Below are 17239 nucleotides of genomic sequence, written 5' to 3'. Positions count from 1 at the left end.
GTCAATTTTCCGTAAGACCCCCGTACGCAGTGGCATCTTTCAAACCAGTTTTGGAGTTCTCATGAGCGCTGTTCTCAAGCCCCACCCCGTTTCGACCGCCGACCAGGCGATTGCCGACCTGTCCCTCGCTGCCTGGGGCCGCAAGGAAATCCGCATCGCGGAAACCGAAATGCCCGGCCTGATGGCCATCCGTGAAGAGTTCTCGAAGGGCCAGGCGCTCAAGGGCGCGCGCATCACGGGCTCGCTGCACATGACCATCCAGACGGCCGTGCTGATCGAGACGCTGCAAGCCCTGGGCGCCGAAGTGCGCTGGGCCTCCTGCAACATCTTCTCCACGCAGGACCACGCCGCCGCCGCCATCGCCGAAAAGGGCACGCCGGTGTTCGCCATCAAGGGCGAGTCGCTGAAAGACTACTGGGACTACACCCACGCCATCTTCGACTTCGGCCCCAAGGGTTCGAAGGGCGAAGGCCCGAACATGATCCTGGACGACGGCGGCGACGCCACGCTGCTGATGCACCTGGGCCAGCGCGCCGAGAAGGACCTGGGCGTGCTCGCCAACCCGACGAGCGAAGAAGAACGCATCCTGTACGCCGCCATCAAGGCCAAGCTGGCCGTGGACAGCACCTGGTACACCCGCAAGTCGGCCGAGATCATCGGCGTGACCGAGGAAACGACCACCGGCGTGCACCGCCTGAATGAAATGTCGGCCAAGGGCACGCTGCTGTTCCGCGCCATCAACGTGAACGACTCGGTCACCAAGAGCAAGTTCGACAACCTGTACGGCTGCCGCGAGTCGCTGGTGGACGGCATCAAGCGCGCGACCGACGTGATGATCGCCGGCAAGGTGGCCTGCGTGGCCGGCTACGGCGACGTGGGCAAGGGCTCGGCCCAGGCCCTGCGCGCGCTGTCGGCGCAGGTGTGGGTCACTGAAATCGACCCCATCAACGCCCTGCAGGCCGCCATGGAAGGCTACAAGGTCGTGACCATGGAGTACGCCGCCGACAAGGCCGACATCTTCGTGACCACCACCGGCAACAAGGACGTCATCACGCACGACACCATGGCCAAGATGAAGGACCAGGCCATCGTCTGCAACATCGGTCACTTCGACAACGAGATCGATGTCGCGTCGATCGAGAAGTACGAGTGGGAAGAAATCAAGCCGCAGGTCGACCACATCACCTTCCCGGACGGCAAGAAGATCATCCTGCTGGCCAAGGGCCGCCTGGTGAACCTGGGCTGCGGCACGGGCCACCCGAGCTTCGTGATGTCGTCGTCGTTCGCCAACCAGACCATCGCCCAGATCGAGCTGTTCACCAAGCCCGACGCCTACCAGGCCGGCAAGGTCTACGTGCTGCCCAAGCACCTGGACGAGAAGGTCGCGCGCCTGCACCTGAAGAAGGTCGGCGCCATGCTCACCGAGCTGACCGACACGCAGGCCGCCTACATCGGCGTGGACAAGAACGGCCCTTACAAGCCCGACTCGTACCGCTACTGATCAGCGCATGCGCGCCGATCAACTGTTGGTGGAGCGCGGCATGGCCGCCTCCCGTTCGCAAGCCGTGCGGCTCATTGCCGGCGGCTTGCGCTGGCGCGACGCGGGCACGAGCGACGCGTGGCGCTCGGTCGTGAAGAACAAGGACGACGTGCCCGAGTCGGCCGAGCTCGAGCTGGCCGACGCGGCCGAGGCCCGGTACGTGTCGCGCGGCGGGCTCAAGCTCGAGGGCGCGCTGGGCGTCACCGGGCTCGACGTCGCGGGCAAGCTGTGCCTCGACGTGGGCCAGTCCACCGGCGGCTTCACCGACTGCCTGCTGCAGCGCGGTGCCGCGAAGGTGGTGGGCGTGGACGTCGGCCACGGGCAGCTGCATGCGCGGCTGCGCGAGGACGAGCGCGTGGTGGCCATCGAAGGGGTCAATGCGCGCGCGCTGTCGGCTGATGATCTGCGGGAAGACGCAGCCGATGACGCCGAGCAGGAGGGCGAGGCGCCCGAAACAGCTGAAGCAGGCGAAGCACCTGAAGCAGCTGAAGATGGGGAACCTTCGGCCCCGCGCTTCGACCTCATCGTGGGCGACCTGTCGTTCATCTCGCTCACGCTGGTGCTGCCGGCGGTGGTCCAGTTCCTGGCCGACGACGGCCAGCTGCTGATGCTGGTCAAGCCGCAGTTCGAGCTGCAGCCCGGCCAGGTCGGCAAGGGCGGCATCGTGCGCGACGAGTCGATGTACGCCGTGGTCGAGAAGCGGCTGCACGACGCCTGCGCGGCGCTCGAGCTGCGCGTGCTGCGCTGGTTCGACAGCCCGATCGCCGGGGGCGACGGCAACCGCGAGTTTTTCATTCACGCCGTCCGTGCTGCCAAGGCCAGCGACGGTTCCTAAGGAGACGCAGGTGCGCCTTCCGCTGAGTTTCGAATTCTTCCCGACCAAGACGCCCGAAGGCGCGGTCAAGCTGCGCGCCGCGCGTCAGCAGTTGTATGTGCGCAAGCCGCAGTTCTGCTCGGTCACCTACGGCGCGGGCGGCTCCACGCACCAGGGCACCTTCGGTGCGGTGCAGGAGATATTGGCCGAGGGTGTCGACGCGGCAAGCCATTTTTCGTGCATCGGCGCCACCCGCGCCACGGTGCGCGAGCAGCTCGCCGAGCTCAAGGGCATGGGCGTGAAGCGCCTGGTGGCCCTGCGCGGCGACCTGCCGAGCGGCTACGGCATTGGCGGGGAGTTCCAGTACGCGAGCGATCTCGTGGCCTTCATCCGCGAGGAGACCGGCCGCGACTTCCACATCGAGGTGGCCTGCTACCCCGAGATCCATCCGCAGGCGCGTTCGCCCGAAGCCGACCTGCAGGCCTTTGCCGCCAAGGTGAAGGCCGGCGCCGATTCGGCGATCACGCAGTACTTCTTCACGCCCGAGGCCTACTTTCGCTTTGTCGACGAGGCGCGCAAGCTGGGCATCGACACCCCGATCGTGCCGGGCATCATGCCGATCACGAGTTCGACGCAGCTCATGCGCTTCTCCGACGCCTGCGGCGCGGAGATTCCGCGCTGGGTGCGCCTGCGGCTGCAGGCCTTCGGCGACGACATCGCGTCGATCAAGGCCTTCGGACTGGACGTGGTGACCGAGCTGTGCGCGCGGCTGCGCGACGGCGGTGCCCCGGCGCTGCACTTCTACACGATGAACCAGTCGGCGGCCACGCTGGCTGTGCTGGAGCGCCTGGATTGAGAGGGCGCGCGGCAGGCGCGACGTGGTCGCTGCGCGGGGCGCTGCATTTTGTCGCCGTCGCGGCGAGTTGCGCCCTGGTCGGCTGCGCCATGCCGCCGGCCACGGACGCCGAGGGCGGCAGCCTGCGGCCGCTGCCGCGGGCCATCGCGGTGCCGCCGGGCGCCGCGCCGCGCTCCAGCGTGCCGTCGGTGCGCTATGACCTCGCGGTGTCGGGTGCCGCCGAACTGACGCCGGACGACGGCGTGCCCGGCGACGACGGGCCGCGCGACATCTTCGAGCGCGGCGGGGCGTCGTGGTACGGCATCCAGTTTCACCAGCGCAAGACCGCCAGCGGCGAGCGCTTCGACATGACCGCCATGACGGCGGCCCACAAGACCCTGCCCTTCAACACGCGCGTGTGCGTGCGCAGCCTGGTCAACGGCAGCGAGGTGCTGGTGCGCATCAACGACCGCGGTCCCTACGCGCTGGGCCGCGTGATCGACCTGAGCCGCGCGGCGGCCGATCGCATCGGGCTGACCGGCCTGGGCATCAAGCAGGTGGCGCTGACCGTGGTGGACCACGACGGCATGCGCTGCGGCGGCTTGCCGGTGGAAGCGGGTGACGCTCAGGTGCCGGTGGCGGCCGCCGAGCCGCAGCAGCGCGCGCGGGTACAGGTTCCGGCGCGGCGCAAGGTGATCGTGCCGCCGCGCCGTCGCAAGTAAGGAAAAAGAGCTTCCGGCTCAGCCGCCCGATTCGAGCGAGAAGGCGGCGTTGCGGTCCTGCCCCAGGCGTTCCACCAGTTGCGGCAGTGCTTCGGCGAGCAGCGGCTTCAAGGTGTAGGGCGGGTTGATCAGGAACATGCCGCTGGCCGGCAGGCCCGGGCGTTGCGTTTCGCCCGAGGCGGCGTCCTTCGTGATCTTGCTCGACTTGACCGTCAGCGTGGCGTGCAGCCACGACTTGCCGGCCTTGGTCGCCATCGTCTTCAGGCGGCGCGGCAGGTCGTGCGCCTCGGGGCGCGGAATGATCGGATACCAAACCGCGTAGGTGCCCGTGGCGAAGCGCTTGAGCGCCTCGGCCGCGAAGTCGAGCACGCGGCCGTAGTCGGTCTTCATCTCGTAGCTCGGGTCCATCAGCACCAGCGCGCGGCGCGAAGGCGGCGGCAGGAACTTGGTGGCGCTGCCGAAACCGTCTTCGTTGAGCACGGCGATCTGCCGCCCAGCCTCGAGCTGGGCGATGTTGGCGCCGAGCGTGCGCGAATCGGTCGGGTGCAGCTCGAACAGCTTGAGCTTGTCGTGGTCGCGCAGCAGGTGCTGCACGATGAAGGGCGAGCCGGGGTAGACGCGGGCGCCGCCGTTGGGGTTGAAGTCCTTGATCACGCCCAGGTAGCGGGCGATGGCTTCGGCGACGGGTGCTTCTTCGGTGGGCGCTACCTTTTTGGCCGCGGACTTCGCGGCCGGGGCTGGCGTTGCGGGTTCTTTCTTGTTCGAAAGAAGGCGCAGGATGCCTTCGGCAGCCTCGCCGCTGGTGCCTGCGTAGTCGCCGTCCAGGCGGTACAGGCCGGCGCCGGCGTGGGTGTCGACGACCGTCAGGGCTGCCTCTTTTTCAAGCAGGTGATCGAGCGTGGCAATCAGCACCGTGTGCTTGAGCACGTCGGCGTGGTTGCCGGCATGGAAGGCGTGGCGGTAACTGAACATGAGGAATGGGCCTGAAGAAGGGGATGGACGGCGCTAGACTCTCGCGCCGAAACATCGATTTACAAAAAAAGAGGGCGCTGATGCGAGGAGCTGGATGGCGATTTTGGGGCCTGTGCATCGGCGCGGGTGTTCTGTCTATTTTGACCGGGTGCGCGTCGGTCACGCACGGCACCACGCAAAGCGTGAAGATCGAGACCCTCACGCCCGAAGGAAAGACGATCAACGGCGCCAAGTGCGCGGTGACCAACGACCGCAATGACGCGGCCGTGCGCTCGGGCGACAGTTTTCCTGTTCGCCGCTCGGGCGCCAACCTCATGATCGAGTGCACCCAGCCCGGCCAGCTGCCGGCCACCGGCCAGGCCTTTTCGCGCGTCAACGCGGGCATGGTCGGAAACATCATGATCGGCGGGGCGCTCGGCGCGGTGATCGATTCCAGCACCGGCGCAGGCTTCAACTACCCGAGCTGGATGCGGCTGGTTTTCGGCGAGGTGCGCAATTTCGACCGCAGCGCCCAGAACGGCGACGAGCCGACGGACGGCGTGCGGATCGGCAAGACGGAGGTCGCGACTGCGGCGCCTTCCGCGCCTTCGGTGCCGCCGGCGCCGCCGGCGCCGAAGGCCGTCGCGGCGAAGCGGGCCGAAGAGGCGCCGGCCCAGGCTCCTGTTCCCGCGCCCGTGGCCGCACCTGCCCTTGTGCCTTTGCCTGCCCCGGTTGCTGTCCCCGCGCCGTCGCCCGTCGCCAGGGCCGAGCCGCCGCAACCCCGGTCCGACGCGCGCGTGTCGATGGACGACCTGCGTGGCTTGCTGCCGGCCAAGCCGTGACGCGACTGATGAACGCGTCGTCGCTGCGCGCGGCCCTGGTGTTCCTGGCGGCGTCGGCCGCCGCAGGCGCAGCATCCGCGCTGGAGCCCGATGTGCTGTTTCGTAAAGTGGCGGGCAGCGTCTGGACCATTCGCACCTTCGACGCCCAGGAGCGCCCCTTGCGCGCGGGCAGCGCGGTGGTCATCGCGCCGGGCCGCCTGGTCACCAACTGCCATGTGCTGGCCAAGGCCAGTGGCTTCGTGGTCAGGCAGGACAACGTGACCTACGGCGCCACGCTCGAGTTTCCGGACCCTGCGCGCGACCTGTGCCAGATCAAGGTGGCCAACTTCAACGCCGCGCCGGTGGCGCTGGCGCCCGCTGGCAGCGCGCGCGTGGGGCAGCGGGTGTACGCCATCGGCAATCCGCGAGGGCTGGAGAACACCCTCAGCGAAGGCATCCTGTCGGGCCTTCGCGGCGGAGACGGGGAGGCCCGGCTTCTGCAGACCACGGCGGCCATCTCGGCCGGTTCCAGCGGTGGCGGCCTGTTCGACGACGAAGGACGCCTGCTCGGTATCACGAGTTTTGCCGCGCGCGATGGCGGCAACCTGAATTTTGCGGTGCCGGCCGAGTTCCTGTCCGAACTGCCGGCGCGGGCCCAGGCTGCGCTCGAAGCCCGCGCACGGGCGCCGGCAGGCAATGACCGCAGGGCCGCGAATGTGGGCAATGCCGACGGCGCCCTGACCGAGCCCTTGCGCGCCGGCGACACGCTCGAATACCTGCGCACCGACAAGCTCACGGGCGGCCGCTCGACGGTGATCTACCGCGTGGACCGCGTCGTGGGCGACGAGGTCACCTTCAACGGCGGCGGCAAGGTCGAGCGGCTCGATGGACAGGTGGTTTCCGTCACTGCGCCGGCCGGCGGCCTGTTCGACCTGGCCTCGCCGCCCGGCGGCTGGGCGCGTGCCAACCTGCTGCCCGGCATGCGCTGGCAGGCCGACTACACGCCGGCCTTCGGCGAACGGCAGCGGCACGAGCTGATCGCGACCGTGGGGCAGGAGCAGTCGATGCGGGTGGACGGCACCGAGCTTCAGGTGCTGCGCATCGGGTACGAGGGGTGGATCTACGCCTCCAGCGCGAGCGCGCCGCTGTTTGGCGCCACCTCGCGCTTCCAGGCGGCTGCCTGGTACAGCCCCGAACTGCACCGCGTGGTGCGCTTCGAGGGGGCGTACCAGCGGGGAATGTCCTCGACCAACGAGAGCCTCGAGCTGGTCCGCATCCTGCGTTGAAACGCGGGAAATTGGCCAATCGGCCGATTCTTCATATAATCGCGGGCTTCGCAGCGTTTTTGTAGCCCCGCGGCGAAGTCTCCCGATCCGTCCTGCGGCGCGGGGGTCACCCACCTAAGAGATTCCCACCAGAGGAACGCCGACCGTGGAAAAGGGCTCGCCAAACCCTCTTTTCAAGAGAAAAACTCATGACCAAAACGTTCAGCGCCAAGCCCGCTGACGTGACGCACGAGTGGTTTGTGATTGACGCGACCGACAAGGTCCTCGGACGAGTAGCCAGCGAAGTTGCTCTCCGTTTGCGCGGCAAACACAAGGCCATTTACACGCCTCACGTCGATACCGGTGACTTCATCGTCATCATCAACGCCGCGCAACTGCGCGTCACCGGCGCCAAGTCGATCGACAAGGTGTACTACCGTCACTCGGGCTACCCGGGCGGCATCAGTGCCACCAACTTCCGCGACATGCAATCCAAGTTCCCGGGCCGTGCCCTGGAAAAGGCCGTCAAGGGCATGCTGCCCAAGGGTCCGCTTGGCTACGCGATGATCAAGAAACTCAAGGTCTACGGTGGCGCAGAGCACCCGCATACCGCCCAACAGCCCAAAGTGCTGGAACTGTAAGGAGCCTTGAGAATGATTGGTGAATGGAACAATGGCACCGGCCGTCGCAAATCCAGCGTCGCCCGTGTGTTTCTGAAAAAAGGCACCGGCAAGATCACGGTCAACGGCAAGGACATCCAAGAGTTCTTCGGCCGTGAAACCTCGATCATGATCGCCAAGCAACCCCTCGCGCTGACCAACAACCTCGAAGCTTTCGACGTGATGGTCAACGTGAACGGCGGCGGCGAATCGGGTCAAGCCGGCGCCACGCGCCACGGCATCACCCGTGCGCTGATCGACTACGACGCCACGCTCAAGCCCGTGCTGAGCCAAGCCGGCTTCGTGACGCGCGATGCGCGTGAAGTCGAACGTAAGAAGGTCGGTCTGCACTCCGCCCGTCGCCGCAAGCAGTTCAGCAAGCGCTGATCTGTTCACTGCGAACAAGAAGCCGCCTTCGGGCGGCTTTTTCGTTGCAGAAGCATCGAAAACATCCCTCACGCCGGCTTTTTGCCGGCGGAGTCTTGGGTTCGGTGCATCCAACCCCACTTGCGTTGGGGTGCACGCCACACCCGACTGCCGAAATTGCGGCATTGCAGTAGCATTGGTTCCATTGGCCGCTTGTTCGGCCTCCAAGGAGTGATTCCCCCATGAGCGCCGTAGCCGAAAACATCCAGACCCAGATGCCAGAGCCCATTGTCTTCACCGACAGTGCGGCAGCCAAGGTGGCCGACCTGATCGCCGAAGAAGGCAACCCCGACCTCAAGCTGCGCGTGTTCGTGCAGGGTGGCGGCTGCTCCGGCTTCCAGTACGGCTTCACCTTCGACGAAATCACGAACGAAGACGACACCACCATGACCAAGAACGGTGTGTCGCTGTTGATCGATGCCATGAGCTACCAGTACCTGGTCGGCGCCGAGATCGACTACAAGGAAGACCTGCAAGGCGCCCAGTTCGTCATCAAGAACCCCAACGCCACCAGCACCTGCGGCTGCGGATCGAGCTTCTCGGCCTGATGCCCGGATGCTGCTGACCCAGCTTCCCCAGAAAGCCGCCTTCGGGCGGCTTTTTCGTTCCCGTTTCCGTTCTTGCTTCCGTCCCGCATGCCCATGACCCCCCAGGCCGACGACGCCAACCGTTCCGTTGCCCCCGTCCGCAAGAGCCTGCTGTGGCTCGTCGCCGTCGGCTTCTTCATGCAGACGCTGGACGCCACCATCATCAACACGGCGCTGCCGGCGATGGCCGCGAGCCTGGGCGAAAGCCCGCTGCGCATGCAATCGGTGGTGGTGGCCTACGCGCTCACCATGGCGATGCTGATCCCCGCCTCGGGCTGGATCGCCGACCGTTTCGGCACCCGGCGCATCTTCTTCTGCGCCATCGTGCTGTTCGCCGCCGGCTCGGTGCTGTGCGCGCTGTCGCACGGGCTGGGGCAACTGGTGGCCGCGCGGGTGGTGCAGGGACTGGGTGGCGCGCTGCTGCTGCCTGTAGGGCGGCTGGCGCTGCTGCGCACGGTGCCACGCGGGGAGTTCCTGCAGGCGATGAGCTTCGTGGCCATTCCCGGCCTCATCGGCCCCCTGCTGGGCCCTACGCTGGGCGGCTGGCTGGTGCAGTACGCCTCGTGGCACTGGATCTTCCTGATCAACGTGCCCGTCGGCCTGCTCGGCTGCCTGGCCACGCTCAAGTACATGCCCGACCTGCGCGGCGTGACGCAGAAGCGCTTCGACAGCGTCGGCTACGCCATGCTGGCCTTCGGCATGGTGGCGATCTCGCTGGCGCTGGACGGCGTCTCGGAACTGGGCCTGCGCCAGGGCGGCGTGATGGTCGTGCTGATCTTCGGTTTCGCGAGCATCGTCGCCTACTGGCTGCGCGCCTCGCGCACGCCCGAGCCGCTGTTCGCGCCTTCGCTCTTCCATGTGCAGACGCTCAGCATCGGGCTCATCGGCAACCTGTTCTCGCGGCTGGGCAGCAGCTGCATGCCGTTCCTGGTGCCGCTCCTGCTGCAGGTGTCGATGGGCTATTCGCCGGTGCGCGCCGGGCTGATGATGCTGCCCATCGCGCTGGCCGGCATGGCCATGAAGCGCTTCGCCACGCCGCTCATCACGCGCCACGGCTACCGCCGCGTGCTGGTGGTCAACACGATCCTCGTGGGCTGCACGATGGCCAGCTTCGGCCTCACGGCACCCGGCCAGCCGATGGCGCTGCACGTGCTGCAGCTGCTGGCCTTCGGCGCGGTGAATTCGCTGCAGTTCACCGCCATGAACACCATCACGCTGAAGGACCTGGACGGCAGCATGGCCAGCAGCGGCAACAGCCTGCTGTCGATGGTGCAGATGCTGGCCATGAGCCTGGGCGTGGCCGCAGCGGGCGCCGTGCTGGCGGGCTACAACGGCATCTTCGGCACCGACTCGCCGGCGCACACGCTGGACGCGTTCCAGGCGACCTTCGCCAGCATGGGGCTCATCACGGTGGCTTCGGCGCTGATCTTCTGGCACCTGCCGTCGCAGGCGCGGGCGGCGCACCCGGCGCAGCCGGAAGTCTCCGGCCAGGGCTGATCCAGCCGCCTTGCAGGCTCAGGCGGGGTAGATCGCGCCCAGCACCCGCGCGCCGCGTGCGCCGGTCACGCTGGCGAGGTTGCCCGCCTCGCGCCGCATCGTGGCGCGCGCCAGCCATGCAAAAGCAGCGGCTTCGACCTGCTGGGGCGGCAGGCCATGGTCGGTCGACGCCACCACCTCCACGCCCGGCAGCAGCGCGCGCAGGCGGCCAAGCAGGTGATCGTTCAGCGCGCCGCCGCCGCAGACGATCAGCAGCCTGCTGTCTTTTCCATGGCTGCGCACGTCGGCGGCGCAGGCGCGCGCGGTCAGCTCGGTCAGCGTTGCCTGCACGTCCGCGGGGTCCATCGCCGTGGTGCCGAGCTGCGCGGCGAGCCAGGTCGGGTTGAACAGGTCGCGCCCGGTGCTCTTGGGTGGCGCCTTGGCAAAGTAGGCGTCGGCCAGCAGCAGGTCGAGCAGTTCGGGCATCACGCGGCCGGTGGCGGCCCATTGGCCGCCGCGGTCGAAGGGCTGGCCCTGGTAGGTCTGGCACCAGTGGTCCATCAGCGCGTTGCCGGGGCCGCAGTCGAAGCCGAGCACCAGGGCGCCCTCGGGCGCGTTGGTGGGCGGCAGCAGGCTCAGGTTGGAAATGCCGCCGATGTTCAGCACCGCGACGGTTTCGTCCGCGCGGGCGAACAGCGCGCGGTGAAAGGCCGGCACCAGCGGCGCGCCCTGGCCGCCGGCGGCGAGGTCGCGGCTGCGAAAGTCGCCGACCACGTCGATGCCGGTCAGTTCCGCCAGAAGGGATGGGTTGTTGAGCTGCAGCGTGTAGCCGGCCTCGTCGAACTCCAGCGGCCGGTGGCGCACCGTCTGGCCGTGCGCGCCGATGGCGGCGATGGCCCCGGCGGCGATGCCGCTGTCCGCCAGCAGCTGGTGCACGACGCCGGCATAGGCCCGGGCCAGGCCGTTGCCAGCGAGGGCCGCGCGGTGCAATTCGTTGTCCCCGGGGGTGTTCAGCGCCATGAGTTCCGCGCGCAGTGCCACGGGAAACTCGGCCGTGGCGTAGGCCTGCACCGCGATGCGGCCGCCGGAGAAGTCGGCGAGCACGCCGTCCACGCCGTCGAGCGAGGTGCCCGACATCAGGCCGATGAAAAGGTCGGCGGCCATCCGTGGATCGGTGTCGAAAAAGCTCAGTCGGCGCTGGCCTGGACGACGGAGAAGGCCGCCGCCAGTTCGGTGCGCGCGCCCACGGCGATGCGCTCGAAGGCCGGGCGCAGGGCCGCGGTGATGGGGGCGCCGCCTTCTTGCGCGATGGACGCCGGGTCCTGGTAGACGCCGGCCACGCGGAATTCGAAGTGCAGGTGCGGGCCGGTGGCCCAGCCGGTCGAACCCACCGCGCCGATGGCCTGGCCCTGGCTGATGCTCTGGCCGGCCTTGACGTCGATGCGGCTCAAGTGCGCATACGCCGTCTGCTGGTTGTTGCGGTGGTTGATGATGACGATGTTGCCGTAGCCGTTCTGCGTGCCGGCGAAGTCGACCGTGCCGTCGCCCACCGAACGCACCGAGGTGCCCGTGGGCGCCGCGTAGTCGATGCCGTTGTGCTGGCGCCAGCTGTTCAGGATCGGGTGCATGCGCATCGCGAAGCCGCTGGACACGCGCGAGAACTCCACCGGCGTCGCCAGGTAGGCCTTGCGCAGGCTGTCGCCGTTCGGCCGGTAGTAGCTGCCCTTCTGGTTGGCGCCCGGGGGCTGGAACCAGACGGCCTGGTGCAGCTTGCCGTTGTTCTCGAACTCGGCCGACAGCACGCGGCCGCTGCGCAGCGACTGGCCGTCGGCTTCGAAGGTCTCGTACACCACGGCGAAGCGGTCGCCCTTGCGCAGGGCGCGCACGTCGACGTCGCCCGCGAAGATGTCGGCCAGCTGGCTTGCCACGGCATCGGGAATGCGCGAATCGTCGGTGGCCGCGAACAGCGAGGTGCGGATGGTGCCGCTCGCCAGGCGGGTGCCGGGGGTGAGGGCATCGCGCTCGGTCACGCCGGCGAAGCCGGTGGGCGTGCGCTCGATCACGAAGCGCTTGAAGTTGCCGTCGCCGTCGGGAATCCAGCGGGCGCTGAGCTTCTTGAGCTGGTTTTCCTGCGTGGCCTCGGCCGTCACGGTGCGACCGGCGCGCGAGAACAGGGCGTTGCGGGCTTCGGCGTTGCCGCGCACATAGGCGGTGGCGGCGGGGTCGGAAATGCCCAGGCGCTTCAGCAGGGCCTCGGCGGTGTCGCTGGAACGGGTGACGTCGGTGCGGAACAGCGTGAAGCTGAAATTCTCCAGGGACGCGCTCTGCTCGGCGAACGACACGGGTGCCGTGGCTTCGAGAATCTGCTTCACCGGGAGGTCGGACGCGTCCGGACCGAGCGAGGCCACCGCCAGGGTGCCGGCGCTCAGCAGGGCCGCCGCGATGATCGCGGTGATCTGCTTGGGGTACGTCCGGAATGTATAGGCCACGCGAGAAGCAAGAAGCTCCTCGGCGGCAAGAATACCGTTGATCAAACTTTGAATTCCAGCTCAGGTTCTGCAAATCCGTGCTGCAAGGCCCAGTACGTTCAGGGCGGCAGCAGACGGTGCGGAAGAAGCGCCGCTTAGAATTCGGCGCTTGAAAAGTCGGGCTGAGTATAGCTTCGGCACCCCCAAAGTCAGCTAAAAAAGCCCATGAACGCCGAATCTGTTACATCCAAGACCCTCTCAAATAGTGTAGGACGCGCGCTCGAAATATCCCTCCGGGGCGCTGACGAACTGCTCCCGCAGGACGAGTGGGTGCGCAAGCTGCAGCGCTCGGAAGCCACCGGCACGCCGCTGCGCATCAAGCTGGGCCTGGACCCGACGGCACCCGACATCCACATCGGTCACACGGTGGTGCTCAACAAGATGCGCCAGCTGCAAGACCTGGGCCACCGGGTGATATTCCTGATCGGCGACTTCACCACCACCATTGGCGACCCCTCCGGCCGCAACAGCACCCGCCCGCCGCTCACCCGCGAGCAGATCGAGGCCAATGCCCAGACTTACTACAAGCAGGCCAGCCTGGTGTTGGATCCCGAAAAGACCGAGATTCGCTACAACTCCGAATGGAGCGACCCGCTGGGCGCCCGCGGCATGATCCAGCTGGCCGCCAAGTACACGGTGGCCCGCATGATGGAGCGCGACGACTTCAACAAGCGCTTCAAGGCCGGCCAGTCGATCTCGGTGCACGAGTTCCTGTACCCGCTGATGCAGGGTTACGACTCGGTGGCGCTCAAGAGCGACCTGGAACTGGGTGGTACCGACCAGAAGTTCAACCTGCTGGTCGGTCGCCACCTCCAGCAGGAATACGGCCAGGAACCGCAGTGCATCCTCACCATGCCGCTGCTGGAAGGGCTCGACGGCGTCGAGAAGATGTCCAAGAGCAAGAACAACTACATCGGCATCAGCGAAGACGCCAACACCATGTTCGCCAAGGTGCTGTCGATTTCCGACGACCTGATGTGGCGCTGGTACACGCTGCTGAGCTTCCAGTCGCTGGAGCAGATCGCGGCGCTGAAGGCCGAGATCGAGGGCGGCCGCAACCCGAAGGACGCGAAGGTCGCGCTGGCCAAGGAAATCACCGCCCGATTCCACAGCGCGGCGGCCGCCGAAACGGCGGAGCAGGACTTCATCAACCGCAGCAAGGGCGGCGTGCCTGACGAGATTCCTGAGGTGTCGCTGTCGGGCGCGCCGCTGGGCATCGGCCAGCTGCTGAAGCAGGCCAACCTGGCGTCGTCGTCGGGCGAGGGCAACCGGCTGATCGACGGCGGCGGCGTGCGGGTCGACTCGGCGGTCGTCAGCGACAAAGGCCTGAAGTTGCCCGCCGGCACCTATGTCGTTCAGGTCGGCAAGCGCAAGTTCGCGCGCGTGACCCTTAGCTGAGCTGAGCTGGTCGGCCCGGTCGACCGGTCAGCGCACCTCGATGGTGACGCGCCGGTTGCGGGGCTCGTCCACCTCGTCGGCGGTCGGCACGGCGAGTTCGCGTTCGCCGCGGCCCACGGCCTCGATGCGCTTGGCCGGGAACTGCCGCTCGATGAAGAGTTGCGCCACTTCCTGGGCTCGCCGGCGCGACAGCACGTCGTTCTGCTCGCCGTTGCCCTTGGTGTCGGTGTGGCCCGTCACCACGATGTCGCTGCCGCTGCGCGCCAGCGCCGCGGCCATCGCCTCGCTCATGATCTGTTGCGAGGCCGCCGTCAGCGTGGTGCCGCCGAGCTCGAAATACACCGTGTAGCGCTGCGGCGGGGGCGGGCGCATGTCGAACAGCGCCTTGTTCTCGGCCTGCACCTTGGCCGCATCGGCCTGGTCGACCACCGGCGCGCCGCTGGCGCCGACCGCCGCCGTGGCGCGCTGGTAGGGCTTGGAAAGCAGCTCTTCGCCGTCCTTGGAGCGCACGACCACGGCGGAGGCCGTGCCGTCGGCCTGGGGCAGCAGCACCACCCGGGTGCCGGGCGTAGAGCAGGCCGCGAGCAGCGTGGCCACCAGGGCGGCTGTGAGCAGGGAGGCGTGGCGAGTCAGCGTCTTGTTGGTTGCCGTCTTCATGGCTGGGCGTCCGCCTGCACGATGAAGTCGGTGCCACGGATGCCGATGGTGGCTGTTTGCGTCTCGACCCGCACCGCGTCGGGGTTCGACTTGCCGATCAGGCCCGTGATCATGCGCATCGAGCCGCGCAGCAGCGACAGCAGCATGCCGCCTTCGTGCGTGGTGCCGTCGAAGTGGAATTCCTTCAGGTCCAGCCGCGACGAGGGGCCGACCACCAGCGTTGTGTCGTCGCGCAGCACCACGGAGGCGGAAGAGTCGGGGCCGGTCACGATGCGGTCGACCGCGCCGAGCGCGTCGCCCGGGCTGGCGGCGCGCGTGTCGCCGGAACCGCTGAGCAGTTGAACGCTGCCTCGCACGGACTTCACGAAGCCTGCCTGCAGGTCGGCCTTGGCGGCCGGCGGGGTGGGGGTGGCAGCGGCTGCGGACATGGGGGCGGCGGGTGTCGCCGGTGGCGTCTGGGCCTGGGCCAGGCCGGCCGCGCCCACAATGGCAAGGCCGCACAGGGCGCTCACGAGGTTTTTCATCATCTGGATCTGGTTCTCTGCGAAGAATGTTTCGCAATCGTCAGAAATATTAAGGCGAACGCGTTACATATGGTCACCGCGCCGATAATTCAGCGGGTTCTTGCGGCCTTTTACCGCTTTTGGCGTTGCCGTTTGCCCTATTTATCACGGAATTCGCATGACGTTTACCCCTAAGGCGCTGCTTCGTGTTTCGGTAGCGGTGGCGTTGCTAACAATTCTGCTCAAGGGCTACGCGGGCTACATCACCAACTCGATGGGCCTGATCTCGGACGCCATGGAGTCGTTCGTGAACCTGGCCAGCGCCATGTTCGCGCTCGCCATGGTGACCATTGCCGAGCGCCCCGCCGACGACGACCACCCCTACGGCCACCACAAGGCCGAGTATTTTTCCTCGGGCTTCGAAGGCATCCTGATCGTGGGCGCCGCCATCGCGATCCTGTGGGTGTCGGTGCAGCGCCTGCTGTCGCCGCAGCCGCTCGAGCAGGTGGGCTGGGGCCTGGCGCTGTCGGTGGTGAGCTCAGGCTTCAACGCCGCGCTGGCCGTCGTGCTGTTCCGCGCGGCCCGCGTGCACCGCTCGATCGCGCTGGAGGCCGACGGCCGCCACCTCATGACCGACGTCTGGACCTCCGCCGCGGTGGTCGTCGGCATCGTCGGCGTGCAGCTCAGCGGCTGGCTCTGGCTCGATCCGCTGCTGGCCATCGGCGTGGCGCTGAACATCGTGCGCGAGGGCGTGAAGCTGGTGTGGCGCTCGTCGCAGGGCCTGATGGACGAGGCCCTCGACCCCGAAACGCTCGCCACCGTGCGCGCCACCATCGACACCTTCGTCGCCCGCCGGCCCGACGTCGGTCCGCGGCTGCGTTTCGACGACATGGTGACCCGCAGCGCCGGCCAGCGCCGCTTCGCCGACCTGCACATGCACGTGCCCGGCGACTGGACCCTGCAGCGCGCCGCCGACCTGCGCGACCAGCTCGAGCTGGCTCTGATGGACGCCGTGCCCGGCCTGCGCGTCACCATCCAGCTGCTGCCCCTGACCATGGAAGCCCGCGCCACCCAGGCCGGCGAGCACAACCCTCTTTGAAGAATAAATTGAAGAACGAATGAAAGCCGTACTCCAACGCGTCGCCAACGCGCGCGTCGACATTGCCGGGCGCACCGTGGGCGCCATCGACGCCGGCCTGCTCGTGCTGCTATGCGCCGAGCGCGGCGACACCGATGCGCTGGCCGACCGCATGCTCGCCAAGCTGCTCAAGCTGCGCATCTTTTCCGACGAGGCCGGCAAGATGAACCGCAGCGTGCAGGACATTGGCGGCGGCCTGCTGGTGGTGAGCCAGTTCACATTGGCTGCCGACGTGAGCGGCGGCAACCGCCCCAGCTTCACCCAGGCCGCGCCGCCCGACGAGGGGCGCCGGCTCTACGACTACTTCGTGGCGCAGGCGCGCGCCGCGCACCCGGTGGTGGCCACGGGCGAGTTCGGTGCCGACATGCAGGTGCACCTGCTGAACGACGGGCCCGTCACCATTCCGCTGCAGATGACGGCGTAGCCGCCGGCGCGTGCGACCGCTCGTGCGCTATGCGCCGTACGGGCTGCGAATGCCCATCTCCGCGAGGATCTCGACCTCGTAGGCTTCCATCTCGTCGGCGTCGGCCTCGCTGGTCTCGTGGTCCCAGCCCTGCGCATGCAGCGTGCCGTGCACCAGCAGGTGCGCGTAGTGGTGGGCCAGGGTCTTGCGGTTTTCCTTCGCCTCGCGCGCCACCACGGGCGCGCACAGCACCAGGTCGGCCATCACCAGCGGGCTTTGCGCATAGTCGAAGGTGAGCACGTTGGTGGCGTAGTCCTTGCCGCGAAATTCGCGGTTCAGGCGCTGGCCTTCTTCGGCATCGACGATGCGCACGGTGATCTCGCCGTCGATGTCCAGCGCATGGCGAATCCAGCGCGTCACGCTGTGGCGCGGCAGCGCGATGCGGTGCCGCTCCACGCCCTTGAAACGGCCGAACTGCAGCGACAGCGACAGCGCCGGGAGCCTGGAGGCCGCCAT

19 protein-coding genes are annotated in these 17239 nt (G+C 67.7%); 13 read left to right on the top strand and 6 right to left on the bottom strand.

Translation table 11 applies throughout. The features are described 5' to 3' along the window. Positions 1-61 precede the first annotated feature (61 nt). The 4 genes from ahcY to QTI51_RS19065 all read left to right on the top strand — a co-directional run bounded on the left by ahcY (position 62) and on the right by QTI51_RS19065 (position 3911). Positions 62-1501: an adenosylhomocysteinase gene (ahcY, locus tag QTI51_RS19080; protein WP_116909539.1), complete on the top strand. Its 1440-nt coding sequence runs from the start codon at positions 62-64 to the stop codon at positions 1499-1501. Positions 1502-1508: 7 nt separating this feature from the next. Then, a complete protein-coding gene (locus tag QTI51_RS19075; protein WP_116909538.1) occupies positions 1509-2375 on the top strand; it encodes a TlyA family RNA methyltransferase in 867 nt (288 codons plus the stop codon). A 10-nt stretch (positions 2376-2385) separates the two neighbouring features. Further along, positions 2386-3210, top strand: coding sequence for a methylenetetrahydrofolate reductase [NAD(P)H] (gene metF, locus QTI51_RS19070; protein ID WP_116909537.1), 825 nt, complete (start codon positions 2386-2388; stop codon positions 3208-3210). Between the two features lie 89 nt (positions 3211-3299). Beyond that, the gene (locus QTI51_RS19065) at positions 3300-3911 is read left to right on the top strand and encodes a septal ring lytic transglycosylase RlpA family protein (RefSeq protein WP_116909536.1); all 612 of its coding nucleotides are present in this window, start codon (positions 3300-3302) and stop codon (positions 3909-3911) included. Between the two features lie 18 nt (positions 3912-3929). On the opposite strand, the gene QTI51_RS19060 is transcribed toward QTI51_RS19065, so the two are convergent. Continuing rightward, the gene (locus QTI51_RS19060; protein ID WP_116909535.1) at positions 3930-4883 is read right to left on the bottom strand and encodes a 23S rRNA (adenine(2030)-N(6))-methyltransferase RlmJ; all 954 of its coding nucleotides are present in this window, start codon (positions 4881-4883) and stop codon (positions 3930-3932) included. Between the two features lie 5 nt (positions 4884-4888). Here QTI51_RS19060 and QTI51_RS19055 point away from each other — a divergent pair, with 5 nt between their 5' ends. The 6 genes from QTI51_RS19055 (at position 4889) to mdtD (ending at position 10117) form a co-directional block, all read left to right on the top strand. Further along, positions 4889-5704 (top strand): hypothetical protein, encoded by an 816-nt coding sequence (locus tag QTI51_RS19055; RefSeq protein ID WP_207786686.1) that lies wholly within the window; start codon positions 4889-4891, stop codon positions 5702-5704. Continuing rightward, positions 5701-6969: a S1C family serine protease gene (locus tag QTI51_RS19050; protein WP_132748794.1), complete on the top strand. Its 1269-nt coding sequence runs from the start codon at positions 5701-5703 to the stop codon at positions 6967-6969. Before QTI51_RS19055 ends, QTI51_RS19050 begins: the two co-directional genes overlap by 4 nt. A gap of 188 nt (positions 6970-7157) precedes the next feature. Further along, on the top strand, positions 7158-7589 hold the full coding sequence (gene rplM, locus QTI51_RS19045) for a 50S ribosomal protein L13 (RefSeq protein ID WP_013543664.1): 432 nt from the start codon (positions 7158-7160) through the stop codon (positions 7587-7589). A 12-nt stretch (positions 7590-7601) separates the two neighbouring features. Beyond that, on the top strand, positions 7602-7994 hold the full coding sequence (gene rpsI / locus QTI51_RS19040) for a 30S ribosomal protein S9 (RefSeq protein WP_007827948.1): 393 nt from the start codon (positions 7602-7604) through the stop codon (positions 7992-7994). Positions 7995-8215: 221 nt separating this feature from the next. Continuing rightward, positions 8216-8581 (top strand): iron-sulfur cluster insertion protein ErpA, encoded by a 366-nt coding sequence (gene erpA, locus QTI51_RS19035; RefSeq protein WP_007827949.1) that lies wholly within the window; start codon positions 8216-8218, stop codon positions 8579-8581. A 93-nt stretch (positions 8582-8674) separates the two neighbouring features. After that, the gene (gene mdtD, locus QTI51_RS19030) at positions 8675-10117 is read left to right on the top strand and encodes a multidrug transporter subunit MdtD (protein WP_116909666.1); all 1443 of its coding nucleotides are present in this window, start codon (positions 8675-8677) and stop codon (positions 10115-10117) included. Positions 10118-10135: 18 nt separating this feature from the next. On the opposite strand, the gene QTI51_RS19025 is transcribed toward mdtD, so the two are convergent. Together QTI51_RS19025 and QTI51_RS19020 are read right to left on the bottom strand one after the other, a co-directional pair. Further along, positions 10136-11260, bottom strand: a complete 1125-nt coding sequence (locus tag QTI51_RS19025; protein ID WP_116909533.1) for an anhydro-N-acetylmuramic acid kinase — start codon at positions 11258-11260, stop codon at positions 10136-10138. A 23-nt stretch (positions 11261-11283) separates the two neighbouring features. Next, on the bottom strand, positions 11284-12630 hold the full coding sequence (locus QTI51_RS19020) for a M23 family metallopeptidase (RefSeq protein WP_116909532.1): 1347 nt from the start codon (positions 12628-12630) through the stop codon (positions 11284-11286). 159 nt (positions 12631-12789) lie between these two features. Between QTI51_RS19020 and tyrS the strand changes: the two genes are divergently transcribed. Further along, the gene (tyrS, locus tag QTI51_RS19015; RefSeq protein WP_116909531.1) at positions 12790-14022 is read left to right on the top strand and encodes a tyrosine--tRNA ligase; all 1233 of its coding nucleotides are present in this window, start codon (positions 12790-12792) and stop codon (positions 14020-14022) included. Between the two features lie 27 nt (positions 14023-14049). On the opposite strand, the gene QTI51_RS19010 is transcribed toward tyrS, so the two are convergent. Further along, complete coding sequence (locus tag QTI51_RS19010) at positions 14050-14679, bottom strand: OmpA family protein (RefSeq protein ID WP_116909530.1); 630 nt, start codon at positions 14677-14679, stop codon at positions 14050-14052. Then, positions 14676-15203, bottom strand: a complete 528-nt coding sequence (locus QTI51_RS19005; protein ID WP_286515998.1) for a FecR family protein — start codon at positions 15201-15203, stop codon at positions 14676-14678. The genes QTI51_RS19010 and QTI51_RS19005 overlap by 4 nt, the downstream gene beginning before the upstream one ends. Before the next feature lie 157 nt (positions 15204-15360). Here QTI51_RS19005 and QTI51_RS19000 point away from each other — a divergent pair, with 157 nt between their 5' ends. Continuing rightward, positions 15361-16281 carry a cation diffusion facilitator family transporter gene (locus QTI51_RS19000; RefSeq protein ID WP_116909528.1) on the top strand — a complete coding sequence of 307 codons (921 nt, stop codon included), beginning with the start codon at positions 15361-15363 and terminating at the stop codon, positions 16279-16281. A gap of 19 nt (positions 16282-16300) precedes the next feature. Then, positions 16301-16744, top strand: a complete 444-nt coding sequence (gene dtd, locus QTI51_RS18995; RefSeq protein ID WP_116909527.1) for a D-aminoacyl-tRNA deacylase — start codon at positions 16301-16303, stop codon at positions 16742-16744. A 27-nt stretch (positions 16745-16771) separates the two neighbouring features. Here dtd and ybeY read toward each other — a convergent pair whose 3' ends face one another. After that, positions 16772-17239 (bottom strand): rRNA maturation RNase YbeY, encoded by a 468-nt coding sequence (gene ybeY / locus QTI51_RS18990; protein WP_116909526.1) that lies wholly within the window; start codon positions 17237-17239, stop codon positions 16772-16774.

The sequence above is a fragment of the Variovorax sp. J22G73 genome (assembly GCF_030317035.1).
Classification (GTDB): domain Bacteria; phylum Pseudomonadota; class Gammaproteobacteria; order Burkholderiales; family Burkholderiaceae_C; genus Variovorax.
The sequence above is the reverse complement of the archived record's forward strand: the minus strand, read 5'-3'. Positions and strand labels throughout refer to the sequence as shown.

Coding starts and splice junctions, on each gene's coding strand:
- ahcY (WP_116909539.1), top strand. CDS start 62: ATGAGCGCTGTTCTCAAGCCCCACCCCGTTTCGACCGCCGACCAGGCG.
- QTI51_RS19075 (WP_116909538.1), top strand. CDS start 1,509: ATGCGCGCCGATCAACTGTTGGTGGAGCGCGGCATGGCCGCCTCCCGT.
- QTI51_RS19065 (WP_116909536.1), top strand. CDS start 3,300: ATGCCGCCGGCCACGGACGCCGAGGGCGGCAGCCTGCGGCCGCTGCCG.
- QTI51_RS19060 (WP_116909535.1), bottom strand. CDS start 4,883: ATGTTCAGTTACCGCCACGCCTTCCATGCCGGCAACCACGCCGACGTG.
- QTI51_RS19055 (WP_207786686.1), top strand. CDS start 4,889: ATGGGCCTGAAGAAGGGGATGGACGGCGCTAGACTCTCGCGCCGAAAC.
- rplM (WP_013543664.1), top strand. CDS start 7,158: ATGACCAAAACGTTCAGCGCCAAGCCCGCTGACGTGACGCACGAGTGG.
- rpsI (WP_007827948.1), top strand. CDS start 7,602: ATGATTGGTGAATGGAACAATGGCACCGGCCGTCGCAAATCCAGCGTC.
- erpA (WP_007827949.1), top strand. CDS start 8,216: ATGAGCGCCGTAGCCGAAAACATCCAGACCCAGATGCCAGAGCCCATT.
- mdtD (WP_116909666.1), top strand. CDS start 8,675: ATGACCCCCCAGGCCGACGACGCCAACCGTTCCGTTGCCCCCGTCCGC.
- QTI51_RS19025 (WP_116909533.1), bottom strand. CDS start 11,260: ATGGCCGCCGACCTTTTCATCGGCCTGATGTCGGGCACCTCGCTCGAC.
- tyrS (WP_116909531.1), top strand. CDS start 12,790: ATGAACGCCGAATCTGTTACATCCAAGACCCTCTCAAATAGTGTAGGA.
- QTI51_RS19010 (WP_116909530.1), bottom strand. CDS start 14,679: ATGAAGACGGCAACCAACAAGACGCTGACTCGCCACGCCTCCCTGCTC.
- QTI51_RS19005 (WP_286515998.1), bottom strand. CDS start 15,203: ATGAAAAACCTCGTGAGCGCCCTGTGCGGCCTTGCCATTGTGGGCGCG.
- QTI51_RS19000 (WP_116909528.1), top strand. CDS start 15,361: ATGACGTTTACCCCTAAGGCGCTGCTTCGTGTTTCGGTAGCGGTGGCG.
- dtd (WP_116909527.1), top strand. CDS start 16,301: ATGAAAGCCGTACTCCAACGCGTCGCCAACGCGCGCGTCGACATTGCC.
- ybeY (WP_116909526.1), bottom strand. CDS start 17,239: ATGGCGGCCTCCAGGCTCCCGGCGCTGTCGCTGTCGCTGCAGTTCGGC.